The 26,837-nt window shown below is 58.9% G+C and carries 24 protein-coding genes and 1 tRNA gene; 17 read left to right on the top strand and 8 right to left on the bottom strand.

Features of this window, described 5'->3' with window-relative positions; translation table 11 throughout:
• Nucleotides 1–120 precede the first annotated feature (120 nt).
• The 8 genes from Q1A20_RS22775 to Q1A20_RS22740 all read left to right on the top strand — a co-directional run bounded on the left by Q1A20_RS22775 (nt 121) and on the right by Q1A20_RS22740 (nt 9,865).
• Nucleotides 121–963, top strand: a complete 843-nt coding sequence (locus tag Q1A20_RS22775; protein WP_299410516.1) for a DUF6502 family protein — start codon at nt 121–123, stop codon at nt 961–963.
• Nucleotides 950–1,876: a DUF5666 domain-containing protein gene (locus Q1A20_RS22770; RefSeq protein ID WP_299918905.1), complete on the top strand. Its 927-nt coding sequence runs from the start codon at nt 950–952 to the stop codon at nt 1,874–1,876. Before Q1A20_RS22775 ends, Q1A20_RS22770 begins: the two co-directional genes overlap by 14 nt.
• Before the next feature lie 454 nt (nt 1,877–2,330).
• Nucleotides 2,331–3,617 (top strand): urea ABC transporter substrate-binding protein, encoded by a 1,287-nt coding sequence (urtA, locus tag Q1A20_RS22765; protein WP_299918903.1) that lies wholly within the window; start codon nt 2,331–2,333, stop codon nt 3,615–3,617.
• 72 nt (nt 3,618–3,689) lie between these two features.
• On the top strand, nt 3,690–5,615 hold the full coding sequence (urtB, locus tag Q1A20_RS22760) for an urea ABC transporter permease subunit UrtB (protein ID WP_299410512.1): 1,926 nt from the start codon (nt 3,690–3,692) through the stop codon (nt 5,613–5,615).
• Between the two features lie 3 nt (nt 5,616–5,618).
• The gene (gene urtC / locus Q1A20_RS22755; RefSeq protein WP_299410511.1) at nt 5,619–6,785 is read left to right on the top strand and encodes an urea ABC transporter permease subunit UrtC; all 1,167 of its coding nucleotides are present in this window, start codon (nt 5,619–5,621) and stop codon (nt 6,783–6,785) included.
• The gene (gene urtD / locus Q1A20_RS22750) at nt 6,782–7,531 is read left to right on the top strand and encodes an urea ABC transporter ATP-binding protein UrtD (RefSeq protein WP_299410509.1); all 750 of its coding nucleotides are present in this window, start codon (nt 6,782–6,784) and stop codon (nt 7,529–7,531) included. Before urtC ends, urtD begins: the two co-directional genes overlap by 4 nt.
• A complete protein-coding gene (gene urtE / locus Q1A20_RS22745; RefSeq protein ID WP_299410507.1) occupies nt 7,524–8,219 on the top strand; it encodes an urea ABC transporter ATP-binding subunit UrtE in 696 nt (231 codons plus the stop codon). Before urtD ends, urtE begins: the two co-directional genes overlap by 8 nt.
• Nucleotides 8,220–8,317: 98 nt before the next feature.
• The gene (locus tag Q1A20_RS22740) at nt 8,318–9,865 is read left to right on the top strand and encodes an acetolactate synthase large subunit (protein ID WP_299918899.1); all 1,548 of its coding nucleotides are present in this window, start codon (nt 8,318–8,320) and stop codon (nt 9,863–9,865) included.
• Nucleotides 9,866–9,923: 58 nt separating this feature from the next.
• Here the strand turns inward: Q1A20_RS22740 and Q1A20_RS22735 are convergent, their stop codons facing one another.
• A complete protein-coding gene (locus Q1A20_RS22735; RefSeq protein ID WP_299410504.1) occupies nt 9,924–10,817 on the bottom strand; it encodes a LysR substrate-binding domain-containing protein in 894 nt (297 codons plus the stop codon).
• 132 nt (nt 10,818–10,949) lie between these two features.
• On the opposite strand from Q1A20_RS22735, the gene Q1A20_RS22730 reads away from it, so the two are divergent.
• The 5 genes from Q1A20_RS22730 to Q1A20_RS22710 all read left to right on the top strand — a co-directional run bounded on the left by Q1A20_RS22730 (nt 10,950) and on the right by Q1A20_RS22710 (nt 16,426).
• The gene (locus tag Q1A20_RS22730; RefSeq protein WP_299918896.1) at nt 10,950–12,026 is read left to right on the top strand and encodes a D-cysteine desulfhydrase; all 1,077 of its coding nucleotides are present in this window, start codon (nt 10,950–10,952) and stop codon (nt 12,024–12,026) included.
• 34 nt (nt 12,027–12,060) lie between these two features.
• A complete protein-coding gene (locus Q1A20_RS22725; protein WP_299918893.1) occupies nt 12,061–13,026 on the top strand; it encodes a glycine betaine ABC transporter substrate-binding protein in 966 nt (321 codons plus the stop codon).
• 84 nt (nt 13,027–13,110) lie between these two features.
• Nucleotides 13,111–14,166, top strand: coding sequence for a glycine betaine/L-proline ABC transporter ATP-binding protein (locus tag Q1A20_RS22720; protein WP_298976843.1), 1,056 nt, complete (start codon nt 13,111–13,113; stop codon nt 14,164–14,166).
• Complete coding sequence (locus Q1A20_RS22715) at nt 14,163–15,704, top strand: proline/glycine betaine ABC transporter permease (protein ID WP_299410501.1); 1,542 nt, start codon at nt 14,163–14,165, stop codon at nt 15,702–15,704. The genes Q1A20_RS22720 and Q1A20_RS22715 overlap by 4 nt, the downstream gene beginning before the upstream one ends.
• Complete coding sequence (locus Q1A20_RS22710) at nt 15,701–16,426, top strand: alpha/beta fold hydrolase (RefSeq protein WP_299410499.1); 726 nt, start codon at nt 15,701–15,703, stop codon at nt 16,424–16,426. Before Q1A20_RS22715 ends, Q1A20_RS22710 begins: the two co-directional genes overlap by 4 nt.
• Before the next feature lie 9 nt (nt 16,427–16,435).
• On the opposite strand, the gene Q1A20_RS22705 is transcribed toward Q1A20_RS22710, so the two are convergent.
• From Q1A20_RS22705 to Q1A20_RS22680, 6 genes are read right to left on the bottom strand one after another with little or no spacing between them, the layout of a single operon-like run.
• Complete coding sequence (locus Q1A20_RS22705) at nt 16,436–17,053, bottom strand: glutathione S-transferase (RefSeq protein ID WP_299918890.1); 618 nt, start codon at nt 17,051–17,053, stop codon at nt 16,436–16,438.
• Nucleotides 17,054–17,113: 60 nt separating this feature from the next.
• The gene (locus tag Q1A20_RS22700) at nt 17,114–18,601 is read right to left on the bottom strand and encodes an AMP-binding protein (protein ID WP_299410496.1); all 1,488 of its coding nucleotides are present in this window, start codon (nt 18,599–18,601) and stop codon (nt 17,114–17,116) included.
• A complete protein-coding gene (locus Q1A20_RS22695; protein WP_299410494.1) occupies nt 18,598–20,001 on the bottom strand; it encodes an aldehyde dehydrogenase family protein in 1,404 nt (467 codons plus the stop codon). Before Q1A20_RS22695 ends, Q1A20_RS22700 begins: the two co-directional genes overlap by 4 nt.
• A gap of 57 nt (nt 20,002–20,058) precedes the next feature.
• Nucleotides 20,059–21,027: a tripartite tricarboxylate transporter substrate binding protein gene (locus Q1A20_RS22690; protein ID WP_299410493.1), complete on the bottom strand. Its 969-nt coding sequence runs from the start codon at nt 21,025–21,027 to the stop codon at nt 20,059–20,061.
• 40 nt (nt 21,028–21,067) lie between these two features.
• Entirely contained in the window at nt 21,068–21,538 is a 471-nt protein-coding gene (locus Q1A20_RS22685) for a tripartite tricarboxylate transporter TctB family protein (RefSeq protein WP_299918886.1), read from the bottom strand.
• Nucleotides 21,535–23,046 (bottom strand): tripartite tricarboxylate transporter permease, encoded by a 1,512-nt coding sequence (locus Q1A20_RS22680; RefSeq protein ID WP_299918883.1) that lies wholly within the window; start codon nt 23,044–23,046, stop codon nt 21,535–21,537. Before Q1A20_RS22680 ends, Q1A20_RS22685 begins: the two co-directional genes overlap by 4 nt.
• Before the next feature lie 98 nt (nt 23,047–23,144).
• Here Q1A20_RS22680 and Q1A20_RS22675 point away from each other — a divergent pair, with 98 nt between their 5' ends.
• From Q1A20_RS22675 to Q1A20_RS22665, 3 genes are all read left to right on the top strand, one after another.
• On the top strand, nt 23,145–24,221 hold the full coding sequence (locus Q1A20_RS22675) for a LacI family DNA-binding transcriptional regulator (RefSeq protein ID WP_298976855.1): 1,077 nt from the start codon (nt 23,145–23,147) through the stop codon (nt 24,219–24,221).
• Entirely contained in the window at nt 24,218–24,841 is a 624-nt protein-coding gene (locus Q1A20_RS22670; protein WP_298976856.1) for a LysE family transporter, read from the top strand. The genes Q1A20_RS22675 and Q1A20_RS22670 overlap by 4 nt, the downstream gene beginning before the upstream one ends.
• A 134-nt stretch (nt 24,842–24,975) precedes the next feature.
• On the top strand, nt 24,976–25,767 hold the full coding sequence (locus Q1A20_RS22665) for a ChbG/HpnK family deacetylase (RefSeq protein WP_299918877.1): 792 nt from the start codon (nt 24,976–24,978) through the stop codon (nt 25,765–25,767).
• Nucleotides 25,768–25,832: 65 nt separating this feature from the next.
• Here the strand turns inward: Q1A20_RS22665 and Q1A20_RS22660 are convergent.
• Nucleotides 25,833–25,918 (bottom strand) — tRNA-Leu (locus Q1A20_RS22660).
• Between the two features lie 44 nt (nt 25,919–25,962).
• On the opposite strand from Q1A20_RS22660, the gene Q1A20_RS22655 reads away from it, so the two are divergent.
• Nucleotides 25,963–26,811 (top strand): DsbA family oxidoreductase, encoded by an 849-nt coding sequence (locus tag Q1A20_RS22655; protein WP_367180959.1) that lies wholly within the window; start codon nt 25,963–25,965, stop codon nt 26,809–26,811.
• The last annotated feature ends 26 nt before the right edge of the window (nt 26,812–26,837 follow it).

The following is a 26,837-nucleotide window of genomic DNA, read 5'->3' as shown; positions in this document are numbered from 1 at the left end:
AGGTCCTCCTTTGGTATTTCGTGTGCATATTTCACACATCAATATGTGGCTATCTGTCGCAAAACTCCCGGAAGGCAACTTTTTTGTGGAATCTTTTCACACAGGCACTCATGTTACGGCATGCAAACGCCCGATCAGACCCCAAATTCAGGATTTCTCGACCAAGCGCTGCGGCGTATTCTGAAGCCTTTGGTGCGGGCGCTGATTGCGAAAGGCGTGACCGCTCCGGCGCTCTACACGCTCGTCAAACAAACCTACGTCGATGTGGCCATCGATGAGTTGAAAGATGATGCCACGGACAGTCGGGTGACAGTGATGACCGGGGTGCATCGGCGCGATGTGAAAGAGTTCCGCAATCGTGATCCCGCAGAAGACGTCGGCGCCCGTCGCAAGATCTCCACCTTGTCCACGGTGATTGGGCGCTGGTTGTCCGACCCCATTTACCAGGCGGGCGGAGAACCAGCGGTTTTGCCGCGCTTCGGAGATCAATCGCCCAGCTTTGAGGCGCTGGTGCAATCGGTGAGCCGTGACATACGCCCGCGCACCGTGCTCGACGAATTGCTCAGACAGGAGATCGTTTCGATCCGGGAAGATCAGGTCCGGTTGGAGCTGCAGGGGCTGGTGGGTACATCGGGCACCGACCAGAAGCTGCATTTTTTCGGGCACAATCTGGGCGACCATATGCAGGCGGGTGTGGACAACCTTCTGTCCGACACGTCGCCCCACATGGAACGCGCTGTTTTCTACAATAGTCTCTCCGCGCACTCGGTTGCCGAAATTGAAAAAGCGGCCCGCGATCTTGGGCTGGACGCTCTGAAACAGATCAACACGCTTGCCGCCGCGCGTCAGTCCGAGGACGTCAAATCAGGCACCGCCACCCATCGTTTCAGACTTGGCGTTTTCTTTTACCAGGAAGACGAAGACACCGTTGAAAAAGGGATACCATCCGATGACGACCAGTAAACTGTCGCGCCGCACTGCTTTGGTGGCTGGTCTTTCCACGGTCCTGTTCCCGCATGTCGCATGGCCGCAATCGACGGAACGCGACGTGGAAGGTGGGATTGGCGGCACCGGCATTGTCGGCATTCTAACAGACTTTGGCAGCCTGATTGTCAGCGGCAATCTGCTGCAAACTGACGGATCCACCCGTTTTTCGGATGGGTTTGGCCAGATCAACGAAAGCGACCTGAAGATCGGCGATAGCCTGACCATCGAGGCTGCGGGCCCTCCGGAAGCGCTCCTCGCCAAGAGGGTGCACGTGACCCACCCCCTTGTCGGAAAGGTCAGCGCGCAATCGCAGGACGGATTGGAATTGGTCGTTAACGGCGTCACCTGTCGCCTGGAAAACCCAGCCGCGGATATCGGTGTCGGTGACCGGGTTGCCGTCTCCGGCCTGTGGCGCGGTCGCATGGTGATCGCCAGCAGAGTGTCGCGCACTCGGTCCCCGCGCGATCTGATTTCAGGCGATGTGCAGATCTCTTTTGGCCGGGTCCGCATCGGGCCGGTCAATATGCGGGGGCCCGGCATGAGCGGCCTTGTTGATGGGTCGTTCGCCACAGCCATCGGTCGGTTTGAGCCGACGCAGGCGCGTTTTGTTGCAGAAAGCCTGACGGCGACCCGTTTCGTCGGCGCCGCCGGTGCTTTGGCACAGCTTTCCATCGAAGGGTATCTGGACCCTGTTGCGGCCGCACCAGGCTACCGCGTGGCCGGGTTGGGCCACAGTTTTGCACGAAACCTGCAATTGGACCGGTATGAAGACACCCGCGTGCTCTTTAACGGGCCGTATACTGGCAGATTTGCAGCCAACCGCGCGGTTGTCTTGCCGGAAAGGTTTCAGGCACGCCGATCCCTGCTGGCAACCTTAAGCAAGAGCTAAGGCTGATCTCCTGGCCATCGATGTTAGCAAGACAACCGGCCCTTTTTGGGGCTGCGATGCGTTTTACAGAGTGGTCAGCCTGGGTCTGCGCCACTTCAAAATCGGGCCGTGATTACGTCCGATGCAGTGTTAGTCCGAATTTTCAACATAATGCGCCAGACTCAAATCGGCTAATTTTTGAGCGACTGCCGCTTTTTCAATCACCTGACAATCAACCCGATCTGATTATGGCGCCAAAATCCGCAGGTGGCTGGCATATCGACAGTACATACGCCGAAGTATCTCGTGCCCTCTGGGGCAGAGACGCCGCGTGGTGGGCTATCTTGGCAGATACCTCCCTCCACGCGACTACAACATCACTGTTGCGGGTCCTGACTACACCTGTTGGGCCGTTGAAGGAAGCGCTGCTCGCGGCCTTCGCTCTTCCCGCAGCGACAACAGGGACGATAAATCTATGGCTCAAAAGCTGAAACGAACTGCTCTCATTGCTGCCACTTTGATGGGCACCACCACCATGGCGTTTGCCGAATGCGCAGACCCGATCAAGGTTGGCGTGCTGCACTCCCTTTCGGGGACGATGGCAATTTCCGAAACCACGCTCAAAGACACCATGCTGATGCTCATCGAGAAGCAAAACGCAGCGGGCGGCGTTCTGGGCTGCGAAATCGAAGCCGTTGTTGTGGATCCCGCCTCCGACTGGCCGCTTTTTGCGGAAAAAGCCCGTGAGCTTCTGACCGTGCACGAGGTCGACGTGATTTTTGGCAATTGGACAAGCGTCAGCCGCAAATCCGTGTTGCCGGTGATCGAAGAACTGAACGGTCTGCTTTTCTACCCGGTGCAATATGAGGGTGAAGAAAGCTCCAAGAATGTTTTCTACACAGGCGCGGCCCCCAACCAGCAGGCGATCCCCGCGGTGGATTACTTCCTCGAAGAGCTTGGTGTTGAGAAGTTTGCGCTGTTGGGCACGGATTACGTTTATCCACGTACGACCAACAATATTCTGGAGCAATATCTGCAGGATAACGGCATTGCCACCGACGATATCTTCGTCAACTACACGCCCTTTGGCCACTCTGACTGGGCGACAATCGTGGCCGATGTGGTGGCTCTGGGTGAGGACGGCAAGCAGGTTGGTGTGATCTCCACCATCAACGGCGACGCCAACATCGGGTTCTACAAGGAACTGGCCGCCGCAGGCGTATCGGCGGATGACATTCCGGTTGTTGCCTTCTCCGTGGGGGAAGAAGAGCTTTCAGGCCTCGACACCTCAAACCTTGTGGGCCACCTTGCCGCGTGGAATTACTTCCAATCGGCTGAAACGGATGCAAATGCCGAATTCATCTCCGCCTGGAAGGATTTCGCTGGAGAAGAGCGTGTGACCAATGACCCGATGGAAGCCCATTACATCGGCTTCAACATGTGGGTGAACGCGGTCACGAGCGCGGGCACAACCGAGGTCGATGCGGTACGGACGGCCATGTATGGCCAGGAATTCCCCAACCTGACCGGGGGCACGGCTGTAATGCTGCCGAACCATCACCTCGCCAAACCTGTGTTGATTGGTGAGATCACGGCAGATGGTCAGTTCGACATCATCTCGCAAACCAAGGAAGTCCCCGGTGATGCCTGGACCGACTTCCTGCCAGCGTCGAAAGTGCTGACGTCTGATTGGAAAGACCTTGGGTGCGGCATGTATAATATCGAGACCAAGACCTGCGTCCAGTTGACCTCCAACTACTAAGAAGTCCCGCGGGGCTGCCTGTAAATGGCGGCCCCCCTGACCCCACGAAATACCCTGCCGGAAGACTGACCTATGCGCCGCATCCTCATCGCCATTGCCTTGTGTTGTGGCAGCGCTTTCTCCGGCCATGCGCAGGAATTGCAGCAAATTCTGCAGGTGCACGCGGATGAAGTTGCCAAACCCTCGCGCAAAAGCGTCGGCGTCGTGCTTGAGGATCTTGTGGCCTCCGGACTGCCGCAAGTGCCTGTGTTTCTTGAGGAATGGTCCGCAAAAAACGTCTGGCAACGCGTGGACGGTGTCTTTTTCATTGCCACCGCAGACGGTGATGATCTGTCTCTGACAGATATCGACACCGGAGTGGAGACATCGGCCCCCAAATCCGGGTTCAAGCAGTTGAAACCCAACGGCGGGGTGCGCCGTGTGATTGGCACTGCATTGGTGCAGTTCCAACTCTCAGACCCGGATCTGACACGCCGCGAGGCTGCGGTTGTCTCGATTGCGCGGCGTCCGGACGCAGCCCAGCTCGCGCCTCTGGTTGCCTCGATCGAAGACGAACCCGATCCCGCATTGAAAGCCCGCAAGACCCAGCTTGCGAATTTTCTGACCGCCCGCTTCGGAGAAACCCCGCAGGACCGCATTGTCGCCATTGAAAGCCTGTCCAACGACACCAGCGTCGAGGCGCGCAGCGTGCTGAACCAGATCCTTACCGTGAAATCCGGCGTTTCGGCATCTGAACCAGAGGGCAATCTTGCACGGATACTCGACCCATCGCAGGCGCCAGATGCGTTTTACCCGCAACTGGTCGAATCAGGGCTTGCCCCGGCGGAAACAACACCCGCGATGATCCGCGCGGTGCTTGAGGCCAATATCGACGGGGGCACGGTGGGTGGCGTGCCACTCGCACAGCTGAACACCGAAACCGCGCGCTACCGTGCCTATGCCGCGCTGGCCCGCGAGGGTCTCGCGCCGCCCCTGGTTACAGAAGACACCCGTGAATACACGGTCGGCGCATATGTCTTTTACGAGCTCTATGATGAGGAGGATCCGGCAATCACGGATGCGGCCGCGACCGCTTTGGCGTCGGTGGAACAGCGTGTTGCCATAGCACAGACCGCTGACCTGGCGCTGGACGGGCTGTCGCTGGCCTCGATCTATTTCCTCGCCGCCATCGGTCTGGCCATCACCTTCGGCGTGATGGGCGTGATCAACATGGCCCATGGCGAATTCATCATGATGGGCGCCTATACCGGCTATGTGGTGCAGCTCTTTGTGCCGGACTACACGATCTCCATCCTGATCGCCCTGCCGCTGGCCTTCGCCGTGACCTTCGGCGCCGGTGTCACGATGGAGCGGCTGGTCATTCGCCACCTTTACCATCGCCCGCTGGAAACATTGCTCGCCACTTTCGGCATCTCCATCGCGTTGCAGCAATTGGCCAAGAACATCTTTGGCACGCAGGCGCGCCCGCTCACGTCGCCCGACTGGCTTGATGGCGCCTGGGTCATGTCCGATGTGATCCAGATCAGCTACATCCGCATCGCGATCTTCGTGCTGGCGCTGATCTTCCTGGCGCTGATCCTTTTCGTGCTGAAACGCACACGGCTGGGTCTGGAAGTACGCGCGGTGACGCAAAACCCCGGCATGGCGGCCTCGATGGGGATCAACCCCGACCGCATCAACATGCTGACCTTCGGCCTTGGCTCCGGCATCGCCGGGATCGCCGGTGTTGCCATTGGGCTCTACGCCAAGGTCACCTCTGAGATGGGATCTGAATACATCGTGCAAAGCTTTATGACCGTGGTCGTGGGCGGGGTCGGCAACGTCTGGGGCACGCTGGCGGGGGCCTCGATGATCGGCTTTCTTCAAAAGGGCATCGAATGGTTGAACCCGTCGAATACGCTGGCGGCACAGACCTACATGATCCTTTTTATCATCCTTTTCATCCAATTCCGGCCAAAGGGCATCGTCGCCCCCAAGGGCCGCGCGGCGGCGGACTGACCCATGAACAAATCCTTCATCGCCCAAAACCCTTCTGTCCTGTGGTTCCTCGCTGCCCTCGGCCTCTTCACGCTTGCCGTAACGCTGCTCTCGGAGGCCACGGGTGTGGGGGTCATTTCCACCTCCTTTGTCAAAACGCTCGGCAAAACGCTCTGCCTGTGCCTCATCGCCATCGCGATGGATGTGGTCTGGGGCTATTGCGGGATCCTGTCGCTGGGGCATTTTGCCTTCTTCGGCATCGGCGGCTACGCGGTCGGCATGTGGCTTATGTACGCCCGTACCGAAGGCATTGTGCTGGACAGCCTGTCAGGTCAGGTGATCCCGCCCACGCCGCAGGAAATCTCCGACGCCATCGGCAATCAGATTTTCGGCGTTGTCGGCAGCTCCGACTTCCCGCTGATCTGGACCTTTGCCGACAACCTCTTTTTGCAGCTCGCGATGGTGGTTCTGATCCCCGGGCTGCTGGCGCTGGTCTTTGGCTGGCTGGCATTCCGCTCGCGCGTCACCGGCGTGTATCTGTCGATCCTCACGCAGGCGATGACGCTGGCGCTGTCGCTCTATCTCTTCCAGAACGACAGCGGGCTGCGCGGCAACAACGGCCTCTCGGGTCTGCAAAACATCCCCGGATTTGAAGCGACCCCGCAAGCGACGATTTCCATCGTCTTCTTTCTGGTCTCCGCCCTCGCCCTGGGCTTGGGCTATGTCTTTTTCGCCTGGGTGATCTCCGGCAAGATGGGCAGCGTCGTGAAAGGCATCCGCGACAATGAGGCGCGCGTGCGCTTCCTCGGCTACCACGTCGAAAGCTACAAGCTCTTCATTTTCACCATCACCGCAATCATTTCCGGCATTGCTGGCGCGCTTTACTATCCGCAGGCGGGCATCATCAATCCGGGCGAGATCGCCCCCATCACCTCGATCTATCTTGCGGTCTGGGTCGCCATCGGCGGGCGCGGGCGGCTCTATGGTGCGGTGATCGGCGCGGCCTTTGTCTCCCTGCTCTCCAGCTGGTTTACGGGCGGCGGCGCGCCGGACATCAACCTTGGATTCTACACCATTCAATGGACGGACTGGTGGCTGGTGCTGCTGGGTCTTTCCTTTGTTGCCGTAACATTATTCTTCCCGAAAGGGATCGGTGGTCTCTTTGACTATCTGGTCAGGAAACCGTCATGAGCATGCTGCTGGAGGTTTCAGGCGTGACGGTTACCTTTGACGGGTTTCGCGCCATCAACAACCTGTCGATCAACTTTGCCGAGGCTGAGTTGCGCGCGATCATCGGCCCCAATGGCGCGGGCAAGACCACCTTCATGGACATCGTCACCGGCAAGACCAGACCGGACACAGGCCATGTGATCTGGGGGGAGCGGAACATCTCCCTGCTGGGGCTTTCGGAGAGCGAGATTGCAACCGAAGGCATCGGACGCAAATTCCAGAAACCCACGGTCTTTGAGGCGCAAACCGTGCGACAGAACCTGGCAATGGCGCTCAAGAACCCGCGCAGTCCCTTTGCCGTTTTGATGCACAAGAAAACCGCTCGAAATGCCGAACGGATTGAGAAGATTGCCGATGAAATTGGCCTGCTGGACAGCCTTACGCGCGTCGCCGGGGAGCTGAGCCATGGGCAAAAACAATGGCTGGAGATCGGGATGTTATTGGCCCAGGACCCGCGCCTGCTGCTGGTAGATGAACCGGCAGCTGGCATGACGGTCGAGGAGCGCGAAAAGACCACCGATATCCTGAAGAAAGCGGCGGAAACACGCGCCGTTGTGGTCGTCGAACATGACATGGAGTTCGTGCGGCGTCTCGATTGCAAGGTCACGGTGCTGCACGAGGGCGCGGTGCTGGCCGAGGGTAGCCTGGACCATGTGACATCCAACCAAACCGTCATCGACGTTTATCTGGGGCGCGGTCATGCTTAAGGTAGAAGCCCTCGATCTGCATTACGGGCAGAGCCAGATCCTCTATGATATCTCCCTTGAAGCGCCGCGCGGCGAGATCACCGCGCTGATGGGCAACAACGGGGTGGGCAAAACCAGCCTGCTCAAGGCCATCGCCGGTCGGCACGCCGCCTCCAGCGGTACGATTTCCATCGGCGATGATACCTGGCAGAAAATCCCGGCGGTGATCGCCGCGCGGGCTGGCATTGCCTATGTGCCGCAGGGGCGGGAGGTCTTCCCGATGATGAGTGTTCTGGAGAACCTGCAGACCGGCTTCGCCTGCCTGCCCAAGGCAGAGCACGAAGTGCCGGACACCGTGTTCGATCTATTCCCGGTGCTGCGCGATATGCAGGCACGCCGGGGAGGGGATTTGTCCGGCGGACAACAACAGCAATTGGCCATCGCGCGCGCGCTGATCATGCGGCCCAGGGTGCTTTTGCTGGATGAGCCTACCGAAGGCATCCAGCCCAATGTCATCGAACAGATTGGGGATGCCCTGCGCCAACTGCGCGCCGACCGGCAGATGGCAATTGTTCTGGTCGAACAGAACGCCGATTTCGCCTATGCGCTGGGGGATCATTTCATCATCCTGGAACGTGGCCGGGTGAAGCGGCGCAGCGCAAAATCGGATTACTCCAAAGAGGCGCTCATTCAGGACCTCGCGCTGTAATCCCTGAGCTGCAAACGCCTGTTGCTGGCTGACAAACCGCTTACGCCCCTGCGAAAACTCACCTAGGGTGCCCCGACATACAAACATCGGGGGCAGGTATGAACGGTGCGGAATCACTCGTCAAAACGCTTTTGCAAAACGGCATCGACACCGTATTTGCAAACCCCGGCACCTCCGAGATGCACTTTGTTGCCGCTTTGGACACACATCCAGAAATGAACTGTGTCTTATGCCTCTTCGAAGGGGGCACGACGGGCGCGGCGGACGGATACTTCCGGATGAAACGCGATGTGGCGGGCACGCTGCTGCACCTTGCGCCGGGATTTGGCAACGCTTTTGCCAATCTTCACAACGCGCGCAAGGCGGGGTCCGGCGTACTCAACATCGTGGGCGATCACGCCACCCATCATCTGCGGTACGAAAGCCCGCTCAAAGGCGACATTATTGGCATCAGCCAAGCCATCAGCCACTGGACGCGCGTCTCCCCGGATGCGGGAAGCGTGGCACAGGATGGGGCCGAGGCGCTCCGGGCTGCCCGCGCAATGAACGGCCAGATCGCAACCCTTGTTCTGCCCGCAAATACGGCGTGGGATCCGGCGAAAGCGCCTGCGACCAGCCTGCCGCCACAGACGTTGCACCGCCCGTCCGAGGCAGACATTGAGGCAGCAGCGCAGCGTTTGCGCACCGATGCCGCGGCGCTTATGATTGGCGGCCCAGCGCTCTTTGGCACATTGCGACAGCTTGCTGGCCGGATTGCTGAAAAAACCGGATGCCGATTGATGGTCGACACCCTGATCCCACGCATTTCCAAAGGGGCGGGCACCGCGAAAATCGATCAACTGGTCTACCCGGTCGACCCAAAGGTGGCGCAGCTTGTGGGGACGTCATCAATCACGCTGGTCGGAACCAACCGTCCCGTCGCCTTCTTCGCCTACCCCGGCAAACCCAGCGTGCCGGAACCGGCTGAATGTACCATTGCGGACCTCTGCACCCCGACCATGGACATTGGCTGGACGTTGCAAGCCCTCGCCGACGCGGTGGGCGTGTCGGACAGCACCGCTACAGAAACCTACGAACTGGATCTGCCCACCCTGCCTGCGGGGCAACTCACACTCGAGAAGGTCGGCCAGGTTCTGGCAGCACTGATTCCTGAAAACGCAATTGTGTGCAACGAATCTGTGACCTCCGGGTTCAAAGTCATGCCCCCCACGGCGACAGCGCGCCCGCATGACGTGCTCAGCGGCACAGGCGGTGCGATCGGTCTTTGCCTGCCCTGCGCAACCGGTGCCGCCATCGCCTGCCCGGACCGGAAGGTCATTGCGCTGACCGGCGACGGGTCGGCGATGTATACGCTGCAATCCTTGTGGACCATGGCGCGCGAGAACCTCGACGTAACCGTGGTGGTTTTTGCCAATCGTGGCTATCAGATCCTGCGCAATGAGCTCACGAACGTAGGGGTGGAAACCTATGGGCAAAATGCACAGGCCATGTTTGATGTGGAAAACCCAACGCTTGATTGGGTCTCGCTGGCGCGGGGTCATGGCGTGCCCGCCACACGGCCGGAAACGGCGGAGGCCTTTGCGGCCGCGCTACAGGCGGGACTGGACAGCGATGGGCCATCGCTGATCGAGGTGGTCTGCTCTTAACTCTCGCAACGTTCAGGCGTGTGGTTCTGACTTTTCGGGTGAAGGCAACGGCTGCCGGTCAGCGATGCGCTGCATTCCAGACATCCAGCAACGAGACGGCAATCTCGTCCCGAACATCTGCATAAAGCGCAATCTTCAACTGCTCTTTTCCCAGATGGTTGGCCAGCGAAATCACTTCACCGCTTTCGACTTCCTTGTACACCATGGAAAACGGCAGCCATCCCACCCCCAAGCCATTCAGAACCAACTCCTTGATGCCGCTGGAAAACGCCGTTTCGCAAAATGGGTTCTCTGACAGCGCCTGCGTGGCAAAAGCCCGTTCCGATTTGTTCAAAACCTCGCCGAAATAGCTGTTTTCGGGGTAGACAATTGCGGGGGTATTGGCCGCCAGCGTGCCGTCGTGCTTGACGGCATATCGCAACGCGCCACCAACAACCGGGATCAGATAATCATTGCCCCAGATCACCCGCCGAATGCTGTCGCCAAAGGGCAAGGGACCGGCACTTTCGGATTCGTAACAGAGCAGCATATTGGCATCGCCGCGCAGAAACATGGTCACACAATCACGCAGGTTTCCCGGTCTCAGCCGAAATTTCAACGCCGGGAACCGCCGCTTCGCGTGCACCGCCATATCCGGAAAGGTCGAGAAGACAGGCGCGTGCTGCGCCGCCAGCGATACGGTCGAGCCTGCGGGGTCAAAATGCGCAATCTTGCTGCGCAGATCGCGGATTCTGGCGGCCAGAGCGCGGATCTCGACCTCATTGGCGCGCAGGGCCGGGCTGATATCGACCGAATTGGCGCCGCGCTGCAACACATCCGTGCCCAACCACCCTTCAAAGCCGCGAATACGCCTTGAAAATGCGGGCTGTGTGATGTGACGCCGCGATGCTGCGCGGCTCATGTTGCCTTCTTCCAACAGCACCAGAACGTCGTCCAACCAGTTCAGGTCCATCGCATCACCTCTTTCACCCATACAATATGTATGAGCAGACCAATCAGAAAGCATTATTTTTAAGGCTCAGCATTTGGCAAGCTTTGCCTGAATCATGTGGAGGATGGCGGTATCGTGACAGAAAATAATTTGATGACAGAGGTTCGTGACGAACAGAGTGCAGAATTGACGGTCAGCCTGTGCAAGGATCTCTCCATTGCGCTGGCGCGGTTTCCCAAGGTCCGGCTTGGCCATTTGCCGACGCCGCTGGAACCGATGGATCGTTTGAGCGAAGCCCTTGGCGGCCCGCGCCTCTGGGTCAAGCGCGACGATTGCACCGGCCTGTCCTCGGGCGGGAACAAGACCCGCAAACTTGAATACCTGATGGCCGATGCGCAGGCGCAAGGGGCGGATACCATCATCACCCAGGGCGCGACCCAGTCAAATCACGCCCGCCAAACGGCGGCCGCTGCGGCGAAACTGGGCATGACCTGCCGTATTCTTCTGGAGGACCGTACTGGATCCAACGACCCAAGCTACATCCTGAACGGCAATGTCCTGATGGACCGTCTGCATGGCGCCACCGTGTCCAAACGCGCCGGGGGCACGGATATGAATGCCGAGATGCAGCGTCTTGCAGAAGAGCTGCTGTCAAACGGGCATACGCCTTATGTCATTCCGGGTGGGGGTTCCAACCCCATCGGCGCCTTGGGCTATGTCAATTGCGCGCGCGAGCTTGCTGAGCAAGCCGCAAACATCGGACTGAAAGTCGACGGACTGGTGCATGCAACAGGCAGCTCCGGCACGCAGGCGGGCCTGGTCACCGGCCTTGCGGCAATCCGCAGCGACATCCACCTCTTGGGTATTGGCGTGCGGGCACCGCAAGACAAGCAGGAGCAAATGGTCTATGATCTTGCCCAGCATACAGCAGATTACCTGGGCACCGGGTTGCAAATCGACCGCGCCGCAGTGCGCGCCAATTGCGATTACGTCGGTCCCGGCTACGGCATGCCGACGGAGGGTATGAAGCGCGCAGTCAAGCTGCTTGCCCAAACCGAGGGGCTGCTTTTCGATCCAGTTTACTCGGGAAAAGGATTGGATGGCCTTATTGATCTCATTCGCAAAGGCCATTTTGGACATATGGAAAACGTCGTTTTCTTGCATACTGGCGGCAGTGCGGCGCTGTTCGGCTATCCCGACACCTTCGACTTGCCCGGCTACACCGACTAACAAAAATACAAAAAACACCAACAAGGAGACCTAAATGTCATTGAAAAAGACACTCATATCGGCAACGACGGCGATCACGCTCATGGGCACGCCTGCTTTTGCTGCCGAAGAAGTCAAGATCGGCGTCCCATCCTGGACAGGCGCCCAGGCCATCGCGCATCTGCTGGCCGCCGTCGTGGAAATGCGCATCGGCGGCACCGCGGAAATGGTGCCCGGCAACAACGCGACAATTTTCCAGGCGATGGATCAGGGCAAAGGCGACATCGACGTGCACCCGGATGTCTGGCTGCCCAATCAGGAAAGCTTCACCAAGAAATATGTGGATGAAGCGGGCACCGTTACCCTGTCGTCCAACCCCTATGAGGGCAATCAGGGCTTCTGCGTGTCTCAGGACTTTGCCGAAGCCAACAGCATTACGGATATCGCCGATCTGGGCCGTCCGGACGTCGCGGCGATGATGGACAGCGATGGCAACGGCAAGGGCGAGATGTGGATCGGGGCGCCCGGCTGGGCCTCTGCCAATGTGAACGAAGTGAAAGTGCGCGACTATGGGCTGCTTGATTTCGTTGAACCCATCCGTGCGGAGGAAAGCGTCAAGACAGCGCGCGTGAAGGATTCCATCGCCAAGGGCGAGGGCTATGCGTTCTATTGCTACAAGCCGCACGCGATCTGGTACCAGTTCGACGTGGAGATGCTGAGCGAACCCGCATTTGACCCCGCCAAATACGTGATGATCCAACCTTCGGATGATGCCGATTGGTATGAAAAATCGAAAGTCGCCTCCAAGGATGCCCTGAAAGAAGTCCAGATTGCCTGGTCGAATTCACTGGCGGACCGCTCGCCAGCCATTGCCGAATTCTTCGAGCGTTTCTCGCTGACCGCAGACGACGTCAGCAATTTCGCCTTTGAAATCAGCGGCAACGGACGTGACCCGGCAGATGTCGCGCGCGAGTGGGTTGAGGCAAACCCCGACCGCGTCGATGCATGGCTTGGCCTCTGATCGCACTTAACGCGATTTATCTGACCGGGCGCTGATCACTGGCGCCCGGTCCCCATACACACCTCAGCCAATGGATGGACCGCCATGAGCGATGACACCGTTATTGAGATCTCCAATGTCTGGAAAATTTTCGGCGCGCACCCCCAAGCCGCGTTGCGCGCGATCCGTGAGGAAGGCCTGAACAAGGCCCAAGTGCTCGCGCAACACAACTCGGTCGTCGGCGTGGCGGATGTGAGCCTCTCGGTCAACCGCGGCGAAATCTTCTGCATCATGGGGCTGTCGGGTAGCGGCAAATCCACCTTGGTGCGCCATTTCAACCGGCTGCTGGAACCGACCGCCGGTCAGATCCTGATCGAGGGAACGGATGTGATGGGGCTTGGCCCAAACGAATTGCAGTCTTTCCGCAACCGCAAGATCGGCATGGTCTTTCAGAACTTTGCGCTGATGCCGCACCGGTCTGTGCTCGATAATGTGGCGATGCCCTTGGAAATCCGGCAGATCAGCAAGAATGAGCGTATGCGGCAGGCCGCCGCCATTCTGGACATTGTGGAACTGGGGGCCTGGGGCTCCAAATTCGCGCATGAGCTGTCGGGCGGCATGCAACAGCGGGTGGGGCTGGCGCGCGCGCTGGCCGCGAACCCGGATGTGTTGTTGATGGATGAACCCTTCAGCGCGCTCGATCCACTGATCCGGCGGCAATTGCAGGACGAATTCATCCGCCTGTCGCAGATCCTGAAAAAGACCACGATCTTCATCACCCACGATCTGGATGAGGCCGTCCGCATCGGAGACCGCATCGCCATCATGCGCGATGGTCGGCTGGTTCAAACCGGCACGGCCGAAGAGATCGTGATGCATCCGGCGGACGATTATGTCGCCGATTTCGTGGCGGGCATATCGCGGCTGAAGGTCGTTCGTGCTCACGCGGTCATGCAGAATGTCGACGCCTACATAAAGACTTCGGGGCCCATTGCCGCGGACGCCCCGCGCGTGAATGAGAGCGAAACGCTCAGCACCCTCATCAACCTCGCAATTGACCACGACAGCCCAATCCTGGTGGAGGATCAAGGCAAGGACATCGGTGTCATTTCACGCGCCGATATCCTGCGCACTGTTGTCGAAGGGACGGAAATGTCATGAAAGACGCAACGCAAAACCCGCTTGAAGCGACGGACACGGAAGTGGCCCGCGCCTATGCCGCCGAACGCAAGGAAAACATCCAGACCTTCGTGCGCACGAACCCGGATTACTATATCGCGCAGTTCGACAAGATCGGGGCCAGTGCCAAGTTCACCGCCACCTTCAACGCCATGGCGGGGCTCTTTGGCCCGATCTGGTTTGGCGCGCGCGGGCTATGGTCCTGGGCGCTGCCGTTTCTGATCATCGAGGCGCTGGCCTTTGTGCAGATCGCGCGCGGGCTTTTCGGCGATCTGGCTGCCGACGCGCGAGCGCGTATTGCCTCCATCGAAGGCACGCTGGAGCTGCGGCAACAACAGCTGGCGGCCGCCATCGAAAGCGGATCCGACAAGGTGGATGTCTACCAGCGCACGGTTGAATCCCTGCAAGGGGCGATCGGCGGCATCCGTGCAGAGGCCGATGCCTTGGCGGAACAGGGCGTCTCGATCGCGCTGACCGGTCTGGGCATTCTGATCGTGGCGAAACTGGCGCAGGCGACGGTTGCCAATTGGGCATTGGAGGCGCGGTTCTCAGAGTGGCTTTCGGATCGCTCCATTCGCTCGGGGCTGCCGCTGCAACACATCGTGTTCAGCGCCATTTTCATGATATTGATCGTGCTCGCCGCGATGCTGCACTACAGCCTGCCCGGTCGTTTTACCCTGCTGAGCGAGTTTCCGACCAACCCCGAATACCGCCTGACCAGCATCGCCTGGGTGGAGGCGTTCTTTGCCTTCTGCGTGGCCAATGGCGAGGCGCTCTTTGACTTCATCACCCATGGCATCCGCGTCATTCTGGATGCGCTGGAGCTGATATTCGTCAGCACCCCCTGGATCGTCGTGGCAAGCCTCATCATCCTGTTGACCTGGTTGACGGCGGGCATCCGTATGGCGATCTGGTCGGCGGCGTTCCTGTCCTACATGGGGCTGCTGGGCTTCTGGGAAAAGGCGATGACGACTCTGGCGCTGCTGGGCACCGCGGCATGTTTGTCGATCCTGATCGGCATTCCGCTGGGCATGTTCTGCGCCCGCAGACCGCGGTTTTATTCCTTCATCCAGCCGATCATGGATTTCATGCAAACGATGCCGGCCTTTGTTTTCATGATCCCGGTCATCGCGTTTTTCGGTACCGGCAAACCAGCCGCAGTTGTCACCACCATGATCTTCGGCGGCACGCCGGTGGTCCGGTTGACGGTGCTGGGCCTGCGCGGGGTGCCTGAAAGCGTGCGTGAGGCAGCGATCTCCTTTGGCGCCAACAAGTGGTATCTGCTGACGCGGGTGGACCTACCGCTGGCCAGCCCATCGATCCGCGCCGGGATCAACCAGACGATCATGCTCTCGCTGGCGATGGTGGTTGTGGCTTCTCTGATCGGGGCGAAAGGCCTTGGCGAGGATGTGCTGGAAGCGCTGCAATATGCCAATGTCGGTCAGGGTATCCTTGCCGGGTTCGCCATCCTCTTCTGCGCCATGATCCTGGATCGCATTGTGCAGGGTCAGCGCAAGTGACACCGCTCGTTCTCGTCCATGGCTTCATGGGTGGGAGCGCGCAATGGGATCTCCAGCAGGACAGATTGGCGCGGGACCGTCCATTGATTGCCGTTGATTTGCCGGGGTTTGGCGAAAACAACAGCGCCCCTCCAATCGACAGCATCCCGGGGTTTGCTGATTGGGTCCTGGCACATCTCGACACCCTGGGGGTGACGCGGTTTCACCTGATGGGCCATTCCATGGGCGGCATGATCGTGCAGCAGATGGCCCATCAGGCGCCGGATCGCATTGACCGATTGATCCTTTACAGCACCGGTGCCGTCGGCATTCTGCCAGGCCGCTTTGAAACCATCGCGCAGAGCAAGGAGCGCGCGGCCCGGGACGGGGTCAAACCCACGGCCAGGCGTATTTCTGCAACCTGGTTTTTGGACGGCGAGACAGCGCCCGAATACGAGGCCTGCGCCCGGATTGCAGAGCAAACGGCCCCCGCCGCATTTGATGCGGGGCTGGATGCGATGCAAAATTGGTCCGGGGCTGAGGCGCTTGGCGCGATCCGCTCCGAGACGCTTGTATTGTGGGGGGACGGCGACCGAACATACCCTTGGGATCAGACGGAAAAGCTGTGGCAAGGCATACTCGATGCGCAGCTTGCCGTGGTGCCCGGATGCGCACACGCGGTGCATCTGGAAAAACCGATGCTCTTTAACACGTTGGTCCCGGATTTTCTGGCAAACCGATGACAGTCGCGGCTATGGAAACCGGATCGCGGGATCGCCGTCCTGCCATGTGTCATATTTCATCATGATGGCCCCAAACCGATCAGTCGCCAGAAAGCGCGCCAACCAATTCTGCAGCCTTGGCCAGTCCTGCGCGTCAAACCAGCCCTTGTCGATAAAGGCGAACTGGCGCACGAAGGGCAGAATGGCGTAGTCGACCAGCGAAGGGCGCTCGAAAATCCAGGCTTCAATCTGGTCATTGAGATCATTGAGAAATTCGCAGGCCCGCGCACGCGCCGCCTCGGGGTCAACCTCCGGATAGCGCGTTGCGTATTTTGTGTGATCCAGCGCCTCTTTGAACGGACCGTCCGCGCGGCGGATCCAATTTGCCCCGGCCTCCGGCATGTCCAACCACCCCTCCGGATCATTCTGCTGTAGCGCCCAGACCATGATGTCGAGGCTTTCATCAATCACCCCATCCGGGGTGACCAGACAGGGCACGGTGGCACTGGGCGAGGCATCAAGAAAGGCTTGCGGCTTGTCACGCAAAAGGATTTCACGCAGCTCCACACCGACGCCGCTGATGGTCAGGGCCAGCCTTGCGCGCATGGCATAGGGACAGCGGCGAAAGGAATATAGAATTGGCGTCATGGGCACCCCGCGCGATCTGACGCCACAGTGCACCTGCCGCTATCAAATCGCAAACAGCAGCTACGTCAGATCCAGCAATTTCAGGCGCTGGATTTTGCCTGACGGGCCTTTCGGCAGCTCCGGCAGAAAGTAGATTTTGTCAGGCGCCTTGAATGCGCCCAGTTTTTCCACGCAAATCCCCACCAGACGCTCGCCTGTCAGCCCCGACCCCTCCCTGACACGCACGGCCGCTTCAACCCGCTCCCCATAGGTCTTGCAGGGCCGGGCAAAGGCAGCAGCCTCGATCACATCGCGATGCGAATACAGCGCCTCGTCGATCTCGCGCGGGGCGATGTTTTCCCCTCCCTTGATGATCAATTCCTTCAGCCGCCCGGTCACGAACAGGTAGCCGTCTTCATCCTTGCAGCCCAGATCGCCGGTGCGCAGCCAATCACCTGCAAAGGTGCCTTCGGTGGCCTCGGGATTCTTGAGATATTCCAGCATCACGTTCGGCCCCCGCACGGCGATCTCGCCTTCGGTGCCGGTTGGACACGGGCGCAAATCGGCATCAAGGATTTCAACCTCATTGCCATAGGCGATGCCGGGCGATCCGATTTTTCGCACCCCCGGCGGCAAGGGGTTGGACAGGATTTGCGCCGCCGTTTCGGTCAATCCCATGGTCTCGACAATGGGGACCGCAAATCGCGTCTCAAACGCGCGCTGAACATCCGGCGCCAACGCCGAGGAGGCTGACCGACCAAACCGCAACCGCGCCTTGGTTTGCACATCCGGGTCCGCCTGCCCATGCAGCAAATGCGAAATTATGGTTGGGACAACGGAAAACCAGGTGGCCTGCGTGTCGCGCAACTGGGTCCAGAACTGACTGGCCGAAAACTTCGGCGCCATTGCAACCGACCCGCCGGATACCAGCGGCGCCATCATCGTTACGCATAGCCCGTTGATATGACACATCGGCAGCACACAAAGCGCGCGGTCCGAGGGGGTGAGATCATGGGCAATCGCACTGGTCCACCCACCTGCCAGCAGGCTCGATTGGGTATGCACAACACCCTTGGGGCGGCCAGTGGTGCCGGAGGTGTACATCAGCAGCGCATGATCCGCAGGGGTGACATCATGCAAGTCAATCCCCGCGACCTCGGTCGGCATTTCAAGGCGCGCCAACCCGTCAGGCCTTGTTTCGGCAAAAACATCCGCCACGTTGTCGTGCACCAATGCGAGAGACGCTTCGCAATGGATCAAGGCGTAGGAAATCGCGTCCTTGCCCGCTGCCAGGTTGATCAGCGTCGCGCGGAAGCCGCCATAAACCGCGCCGAAAAACGCCAGCACGCCTTCGCGGCCATTCGGCTGGAGGATCGCGACGCTTTCGCCCTTTGCCGCGCCCTGCGCCGTCAGGGCATGCGCGATCCGCTGTGCCTCATCGCGCAGGTCCTCCCATGTCAGCGGCGGTGTGCCATCCGTAAAGACGTAGGCCATGCCCTCCGCTTCAGCGCGGGCATCAATCCAGTCCCGCACAGTACCTGACGGCGGGCTTTCTCTGCGCAGTTTCATTTTCCCGCAGCCTGCCAATACGTCGCAAAGATATCCTCCACCTTGGGCTCCACCGGTGGGATTTCGCGGATGATCTTGGTGGTTTGCAGAAAGTGTTTCCAATGCACATTGTCATCAATGGAATTCCCACCCCAGGAACCGCAGCCCATGGAGAGCGAAAAAGGCATGCCATTGTTGAAAGCGCCGCCGGTAGCAAAGCAATGCGCCTGGTTGACGATCACCCGGCAGGTCGGGATCGCATTACCCAGGGCAATCGCGCGATCAGGATCGGTCGAATGCAATCCAACCGAATGCCCGGCCCCCTGATACGCCAGGATTTGCGACGCGATTTGTACCGCATCGTCAAAATCCTGTGCCCGATAAAGGGCCGCGACCCGGGAGAGTTTCTCGCCTGAGAGGGGGTGATCCGGCCCAATGCCGTTGGTTTCCACGGCCAGAAATTCGGTATCGGCGGGAACCGTGCCTTCCAGCCCCAGAGCACTGATCATCTTGTCCGCGTCCTGCGCGATTACCGCCCGGTTGAGATGCCCATCGGGCCAGAGCTTGGCCACAATAGATGCCTCATCCGTGACCAGCGCGCCCCCGACGCGGGCCAGCGCCGCCACGAACGCATCATAGACCGCATCGACCACCACAAGGGCATTTTCGGAAGAACAGGATGTCGCGTTGTCGAAGGTCTTGGAGGCGGTGATCTTCCGGGCGGCGGTGTCCAGATCGCAGGTTTCATCCACGATAACGGTGACGTTGCCCGCCCCCACGGCCAGCGCTGGCGTGCCCGACGTATAGGCGCGCCTGACGTTATTCTGCGATCCGGTCACGACGATCAGATCACTGATTTCCAAGAGGCGCTGGGTCTTCTCCTTGCTGCCGGTGCCGGGCACCATCTGCACCAGATCGTGGGTCTCGCCGATCTTGTCAAATTCCGCATGGATGAATTGCAGCAGGGTTTCGCAGGATGGCACCCCCTTGGGCGAGGGCGACAACACAATCGCATTGCCGCATTTCAGAGCGTTGATGATGTTATTCGCAGGCGTTGCCGCCGGGTTGGTCGAGGGGACAACAGCGCCGATCACCCCCATCGGCCGGGCGATCTCGGTGATCCCCGTCTGCGCATCATCGCGGATGATCCCAAAGGTTTTGACCGCCGCAATGTCGCGCATCAGACCCAGAGTCTTGCGATGATTTTTCGTAATCTTGTCCGGCACATTCCCAAGCCCGGTCGTTTTCACCGCCAGCTCGGCCAGATGCCTGTTGCGCGAGGGCTCCATAATGGCCCAGGCGGCGGCTTGGGCCGCCCGGTCATAGCGGTCCTGCGATCCGTTTTTCTCATACTCCGCCTGCGCGACACGCGCGCGTGAGACGATGAGATCAACCTCTGCCAGATCGTTTGACACGTTCATTAGGGAAGTCCTTTGTGATGTTGAGGCCCCACGCCAATCGGGCGCGGGGCGTTGTGATCAGAGCCCGGCGAGCAACTCTTTCAGGGTTTCTTCCCGCGCGGCCCACATCGCCAGAACCTCGTCCCGCGTCATGATGTGCATCGGCGATCCGCCCGCTTTCATCTTTCCGGCAACCCGGCTGTTTTCAAACATGGTTGGCACGGTTTCCGCCAGCTTGTCGATGATGCCCTGCGGTGTGCCCTTGGGCACCATGACGCCCCGGAAGTTGACCGAAGAGTTATCCACATCAAGGCCGCTTTCCATCATGGTCGGCACGTCTGGCAGGAACTCGTTGCGCTCCAGATCGGCCACAGCAAGAATTTTGACGTTCCCCGCCTCGCGCGCCCGGAAGGCGTCCGACAGGTTGTTGATCCCAGCCATCACCTCACCTGCAATCACCGCTTTCATGGCCGCGGCACCCCCGCCTTTGGTCGGGATATACGCCAGCTTCATACCGCCCGCTTTCTCCATCTGCAGAGCGGCGATATGGTGCCCGACAAAGAGACCCGCCCCCGAGGTGGTCAGTTTGCCGGGGTTGGCCGAGGCAAAATCCACCACATCCTGCAGCGTGTTGAAGTCACTGTCTTTGCCGACGACCAGCACAGCGGGATCGGCGCCCCAGTTTGCGATAGGCTCAAAGGACTCAGCGCTATATTCCACACCGCCCTTGATCGATTGGGCGATGAAATGCGGGATGTTGTAGGCCCCCAGCGTGTAGCCATCAGCCTCGGCCTGGGACGCCAGCCAGTTCCATCCGACGCGCCCGCCGGCACCCGGTTTGTTCAGAATGGCAATCGGCATACCAAGCGCATCTTCGTTACCGGCGGTCATCGTCACGATACGCGCCTGAAAGTCGGTCGCCCCACCTGCGCCATAGCTGACCATCATCATGATCGGACGTTCGGGGTAATTGGCATGACCATCAGCGCTGGCTGTTGTGGTCAGGCCCATCAGTGCCATGGCGGCACCTGCGAGTAGTTTTTTCATGTTTCTTCCTCCCTAGGATTACTCTGCCGCTATTTGCGGTTCAGAACAGGATCTCTCGCGGTGTGAAAACCTTGAGTAAAAGCGCGAAGAGACCGTACATAACGGCGATGAAGCACGCCGTGATGATGATGCGTTTGAGCCATGATTGCAGCGCGCGATGCGGCGCAGGATCGTAGAGGCTCAACAGAACGAAAAAAGCGATTGTGGTGGCGGTATAAAACCCGAGCCCCTTGGCCATCCAGAAGATATAGACCATTGCCACCACCAGACCTGGCGCAAGATTGGTCATTTGCGCCACCGAGATGCCGTTGCCCACCTTTGTCCAGCCCATGCAGGCCTTGAAAAAGGTCCAGGCCGCCAGCACCACAAAGACCGTCGCAATCAGCCGCGGAAACAGGAACGCCTCGGAGGGCTGTTGCGTGTAGCTGACGTAGGTCACCCAGATCCCCACCGCCGCGACGGTCCCGGAGCCGATGATGTGCTGCAGGCGGGGCAGGGTCAGATCGCTCATGCCATGATCTCCTCTTTGGAGGTGTAGCGGCGCGAGCGCAGTTCCAAGTAGCCGGAATACAGGATCGACGCGATGACCACCGCAATCAGGAAAATGTTCAAACCACCACCCAGGAAGTAGGGGGCCATACCGTCGGTGGCGTTAGCGATCATGCTGCCCTGGATGAAGTTGGATTCCGCGATAGGCCCCAGGATCAGGCCCAAAACCAGAGGGGCCGCAGAAAATCCGAACCGTTCAAGGAAATACATCATCACCCCAAGGCTCGCCATGACATAGACATCGCCCATGCTGGATTGCACCGAATAGCTGCCAAAAACCGCAAGACCGAGCACTACCGCCGCCATGACGCTTTGCGGCACCATGGCGATCCGAGCGGCCAACCCCGCCACATAGAGCCCGAAGATGCACATCAGGATTTGGCCGATCAGCATGGAATTGATGAAGGTCCAGGCCACATCCGGGTGGTTGTCGAACAGATCCGTGCCAGGAAAAATCCCGTGGATCAGCAAACCCCCCAGCAAAACCGCCGCCGTTGGTGAGCCGGGGATGGAGAGCGTCAGCAACGGCACAAGCGACGGGCCGACCATGGCGTTATTCGCCGATTCCGCAGCCACCAGACCTTCGGGATGGCCGGTGCCGAATTTATCGCGTTGAGGGCTGAACTTCTTGGATTGATCATAGGCGACAAGCCCGGCGATCTGCCCGCCGACGCCCGGAATGAGACCGATAATAGACCCCGTGACCGTGCCGATCCCCATTGCGCGGTTGTTGCGAAAGAGCTCGCGTATAGCGCTGCCGATAGGGTGCTTTTCAACCTTGATGACCTCTGCCGCGTCGTTGCGACGACCCCGCGCGAACATGGTGATCACCTGCGGGATCGCGAACAATCCGATCAGGGCCGCGATGATGTTGATGCCACCGCCCAGAGAGGGATGAAAGATGAACCGCTGCGCCCCCATGATATCGTCAAACCCGATGGTCGCCAACCACAGACCAATGCACCCCGACAGCAGCCCTTTGACGACCGATCTGGAATCCAGCGATCCGATCACCGTCACTCCCAGGATGGCCAGCCAGAACAGATGGCTCGGACCAAAGGCCAGCGCCCATTGCGCGAGCACGGGTGTCAGGAAAATCAGTAACAACACCCCGAAAATGCCCCCCACGGCAGAAGACAGAAACGATAGCTGCAGGGCTTTTGCCCCCTGCCCTTTCTGCGCCATCGTATGCCCGTCGAGAGTGGTTGCAATATTGGCGGGCGCACCGGGGATCTTGAGCAAGATCGCTGAAACCGCCCCGCCCGCCACGGTCGAGGTATAAGCAGCGCCCAGCAGGATCAGCCCTTGCGCCGCCTCAAGCTGGAAGGTGAAGGGAATGAGCAGCGCTACGGCCATTGTTGGCGACAGGCCCGGCGTGGCCCCCAGGATCAGCCCGCCGATGGTCCCCACCAGCAGCAGGGCAAAGCTCACCGGCGTGAACACATCGCCAAAATAAAAGATGAACTCCACGCGCCTCTCCCCCGGCCTGAATTCATTTGACGTTTTAGGGTAAAGAATGAAAATAGTATTGCAAATGTTTTCATTTTTTTCATCCGGATGCCCCGTAAATGTCTGATAATAATAAATTTAAAGTCGATATTTTCGCCGTTGCAAAGGCGGCAAAAGTATCGATCACCACGGTCTCCCGGAGCTTCAATCATCCGGAAAAAGTCAAACCGACGACTCGAAAAAAGATTGACCGGGCGGTGCGCAAACTTGGCTATATCCGCAATCGCGCAGCACAGACCATGCACGGCATTCGCAGTGGGACCATCGGCTTGATTGTCCCGACGATTGACCACGCGATCTTCTCAGAATTGGTGGAGGCCTTTGCGCGGTCTGTGGAGGATCACGGCTTTTCCATGCTTGTGGCGCCGCATGGCTATGATCTGGAAAAGGAATACGCGGCGGTGCGTAAATTTCTGGAGCACCGTGTCGATGGCGTCGCGCTTATCGGCCAGGATCACTCGGAGGAAACCTACCATTTGCTGGAAAGCAGCCAGACCCCGGCAATTTCAATCTGGAGCTATGATGCGACCTCGCGGTTTTCCTGTGTCGGCGCGGATAACATCAAGGCAGGCGAGTTGGCCGCGCAATGCCTGCTGGATCACGGCCATCACGCGATCGGGCTGATGTTCCCGCCATTGACCGACAACGACCGGGCCGCGGGGCGCCACGCCGGGGTGTATGCCAAGCTGCAATCAGCGGGCATCGATCCACCAAAAAACTGGGTGGTGGAGAGCACCTACAGCCTTTCCGAGGCCAAGAAACGCGCGGCACGTATCCTTGACAGTCAGAACAGACCAACCGCACTTTTATGTGGTAACGATGTGCTCGCCGTTGGTGCGATTTATGCCGCACAAAGCGTTGGTTTGCGGGTGCCGGAGGACGTCTCGGTCATTGGCATTGGTGACTTCAAGGGATCGGAAGACATGCATCCAGCGCTAACCACCGTAAGGCTACCGGCAAAGGAAATCGGGCATTTGGCAGGTCAAGAACTCGCCAGTTCCGTCATTGAAGGCGGAGAGGAGAAACGCCGGGTGAACTGCTCCATCAGCTTGAAGCTGCGCGAAAGCTGCGGGCGGTTGGTGCGCAGCGACGACACAGAGGTTAATACCCCTTCGGAAAGGACCCGGAACACATGACCTTGGACATATATTTGGCCTACTTGGCCGTGGTGGCGATCTTTTTTGCGACCCCGCCGGGGCCAAGTCAGGTTCTGATGATTTCAAACAGCCTGCGACACGGCTGGAAGAGAAGTACTGCCACCATTGCCGGCGATTTGACGGCGAACTCTCTGCAAATGATGGCGGCTGGTTTCGGCCTCGCCGTGCTCATTTCCAATTCTGCCACGACAATGAATGTCATCAAATGGCTGGGCGTCGCATATTTGGTCTACATCGGAATCAAAACGCTGCGCGCCGCGCCACTGTCACTCGAACGGGACGGCACAAGCAGAACCTCCGCCCGACGCCTGTTCTTTCAGGGGTTTGCAACCTCAGCATCCAATCCAAAGGCGGTTTTGTTCTTTGCCGCCCTCTTCCCGCAATTCATTGATCCATTGCTGCCGATTTGGCCGCAGCTTTTGATTTTGGGCAGCACCTACCTGATCATAGACGGCGTTCTACTGGTGGTTTGGGGTGCCGGTGCTGAACGGGCGCTCGGCAAGCTGCGTCAGAATGCCAGACTGCTCAATCGCATCTCCGGCGGCATGATGATCGGCGCTGCAGGATTGCTTGCAACAAAGAACATGGATGTTCACTGAGCTTCGCAGAAGCGCCACGGGCACGCGCAAAGCCCAAAGCTCTACCCTAGGTCTGCGACATTTCATGGCACAATCTCAACCTGACGGAGCGCTCAGGGTATGGTTAGGTATTGGCAAACGACGGAGCCCGAAGAATGTCCTCATCAATCAGGCTGCTTGTCCGCGCGGATGATGCAGGATCCAGTTGGGCCTCTAACGAGGGGTGCCTGCGGGCTTGCAAAGAAGGCATCGCCCGTAGTGTCGAGGTCATGATGCCCGGCGCCTGGGTCGCGCATGCCGCCCAACTGTTCAACCAGCACCGGGACATCGACATTGGCACCCACCTCACGCTGACCAGCGAGTGGGACAAGGTGAAATGGAGACCGCTCACGCAAGCCAACAGCCTTGTAGATCAGAGCGGCAATTTCCTTCCCTTGATACTTCCAAAACCTGATGACGATCGTCCCTGCTTGCAGGAAAGCGCATGGCTATTCGACGAGATCGTTGATGAATTCAGGGCGCAAATCGAATTGGGTCTCAAACTGTTCCCGCAGGCAACGCACATCAGCTCACATATGCTAAGCCATTTTTCTGATTTTGACCCAAGGGTCGGCGAAATGGTGGCGGAGCTCTGCGAAGACTACGGACTCATCGATGATCCACTCGGGCGCGGCCTCACCCGGATCAAAGGGTATCCCGATTTTCCTCGTGACACCAAACTCCGCACCACTGCCTTCATCAAACAATTGAAAGCGCTTTCGCCAGGAACATACATCTTCATTGATCATCCCGCAGTCGACACCGCCGAGCTCATGGCCACCGGGCATCGCAGTTACGAGGACGTTCATGAAGACAGGGTGACGTGCCTTGAGACACTGACCGACCCGGAGCTAAAGCAGCAAATTGATCAGATGGGCATTAAACTGATTGGTTATAAGGATCTATAGACGAAGGAGCCGACGATTAGCACAAATCGGCAAGGCTCAACCGACAATTCTGATTAGAGGTCAATTGGTGCGGATGAGAAGACTCGAACTTCCACGGGTGTTACCCCACAGCGACCTCAACGCTGCGCGTCTACCATTCCGCCACATCCGCACGCTTGGGAACGTCCCGCGTCTTTAACCTGCTCCTGCAACCTTGTGAAGAGCCATTTTTATGAAAACACCATGATGTGTCACGCTTGGCCACAGAGGCAGCTAGGACCGCCAGGGATCAGGCATGCCTCTGAAGGCATAACCAAAGAGAAGCTGCCTCTTTCCTCTTGTATTTTGGCCTCAGGCAACCGACCTTTAATGAAGTTGATGCCGATGGAGCACACCATGAAATCCCCTTCTGACACTCTCGATACTATGCAAATCGATATCGTTTCAGACGTGATGTGTCCTTGGTGCGTTATCGGATACAAGCAGTTGGAACAGGCGCTGACCGCAACCGGATTGAAGGTCGATCTGCGCTGGCACCCCTTTGAACTCAACCCGGGGATGCCACAAGACGGACAAAACCTTGCCGAGCACATTGCAGAAAAATATGGTTCGACCCCCGCCCAATCCGAGGAAACACGCGCGCGCTTGCAGCATCTGGGAGCGGATCTGGGGCTTGAATTCAATTTTTCGGATCGCAGCAGAATCGTAAACACTTTCCGTGCGCATCAGTTGCTGGATTGGGCGGAGACACAAAGTAAACAACACGCACTAAAATTAGCACTCTTCGCGGCACATTTTACCGATGAGCTGGATGTTTCGGATGACGGCGTTTTGGTTCAAGTAGCGCGTAGTGTTGGCTTGAATGCCTCGGACGCGACCGACGTTCTTTCATCCGGCGCATATGCGCAATCGGTGCGCGACAAGCAGCAGTTCTGGACGTCGCGGGGGATATCCGGTGTGCCTTCGGTGATTTTTAGCGGTAAATACCTTTTGACCGGCGCGCAGGGGGCAGAGACCTACGCAGACGTCTTGCGCAAAGTGCAGGACGAGACGGCAGCGGCCTGAATTGGCTTTGCGGCCCGGTCCACAGT

It is taken from the genome of uncultured Roseobacter sp. (assembly GCF_947501835.1).
Classification (GTDB): domain Bacteria; phylum Pseudomonadota; class Alphaproteobacteria; order Rhodobacterales; family Rhodobacteraceae; genus Roseobacter.
The sequence above is the reverse complement of the archived record's forward strand: the minus strand, read 5'-3'. Positions and strand labels throughout refer to the sequence as shown.

Coding starts and splice junctions, on each gene's coding strand:
- Q1A20_RS22775 (WP_299410516.1), top strand. CDS start 121: ATGCAAACGCCCGATCAGACCCCAAATTCAGGATTTCTCGACCAAGCG.
- Q1A20_RS22770 (WP_299918905.1), top strand. CDS start 950: ATGACGACCAGTAAACTGTCGCGCCGCACTGCTTTGGTGGCTGGTCTT.
- urtA (WP_299918903.1), top strand. CDS start 2,331: ATGGCTCAAAAGCTGAAACGAACTGCTCTCATTGCTGCCACTTTGATG.
- urtB (WP_299410512.1), top strand. CDS start 3,690: ATGCGCCGCATCCTCATCGCCATTGCCTTGTGTTGTGGCAGCGCTTTC.
- urtC (WP_299410511.1), top strand. CDS start 5,619: ATGAACAAATCCTTCATCGCCCAAAACCCTTCTGTCCTGTGGTTCCTC.
- urtD (WP_299410509.1), top strand. CDS start 6,782: ATGAGCATGCTGCTGGAGGTTTCAGGCGTGACGGTTACCTTTGACGGG.
- urtE (WP_299410507.1), top strand. CDS start 7,524: ATGCTTAAGGTAGAAGCCCTCGATCTGCATTACGGGCAGAGCCAGATC.
- Q1A20_RS22740 (WP_299918899.1), top strand. CDS start 8,318: ATGAACGGTGCGGAATCACTCGTCAAAACGCTTTTGCAAAACGGCATC.
- Q1A20_RS22735 (WP_299410504.1), bottom strand. CDS start 10,817: ATGGACCTGAACTGGTTGGACGACGTTCTGGTGCTGTTGGAAGAAGGC.
- Q1A20_RS22730 (WP_299918896.1), top strand. CDS start 10,950: ATGACAGAGGTTCGTGACGAACAGAGTGCAGAATTGACGGTCAGCCTG.
- Q1A20_RS22725 (WP_299918893.1), top strand. CDS start 12,061: ATGTCATTGAAAAAGACACTCATATCGGCAACGACGGCGATCACGCTC.
- Q1A20_RS22720 (WP_298976843.1), top strand. CDS start 13,111: ATGAGCGATGACACCGTTATTGAGATCTCCAATGTCTGGAAAATTTTC.
- Q1A20_RS22715 (WP_299410501.1), top strand. CDS start 14,163: ATGAAAGACGCAACGCAAAACCCGCTTGAAGCGACGGACACGGAAGTG.
- Q1A20_RS22705 (WP_299918890.1), bottom strand. CDS start 17,053: ATGACGCCAATTCTATATTCCTTTCGCCGCTGTCCCTATGCCATGCGC.
- Q1A20_RS22700 (WP_299410496.1), bottom strand. CDS start 18,601: ATGAAACTGCGCAGAGAAAGCCCGCCGTCAGGTACTGTGCGGGACTGG.
- Q1A20_RS22695 (WP_299410494.1), bottom strand. CDS start 20,001: ATGAACGTGTCAAACGATCTGGCAGAGGTTGATCTCATCGTCTCACGC.
- Q1A20_RS22690 (WP_299410493.1), bottom strand. CDS start 21,027: ATGAAAAAACTACTCGCAGGTGCCGCCATGGCACTGATGGGCCTGACC.
- Q1A20_RS22685 (WP_299918886.1), bottom strand. CDS start 21,538: ATGAGCGATCTGACCCTGCCCCGCCTGCAGCACATCATCGGCTCCGGG.
- Q1A20_RS22675 (WP_298976855.1), top strand. CDS start 23,145: ATGTCTGATAATAATAAATTTAAAGTCGATATTTTCGCCGTTGCAAAG.
- Q1A20_RS22670 (WP_298976856.1), top strand. CDS start 24,218: ATGACCTTGGACATATATTTGGCCTACTTGGCCGTGGTGGCGATCTTT.
- Q1A20_RS22665 (WP_299918877.1), top strand. CDS start 24,976: ATGTCCTCATCAATCAGGCTGCTTGTCCGCGCGGATGATGCAGGATCC.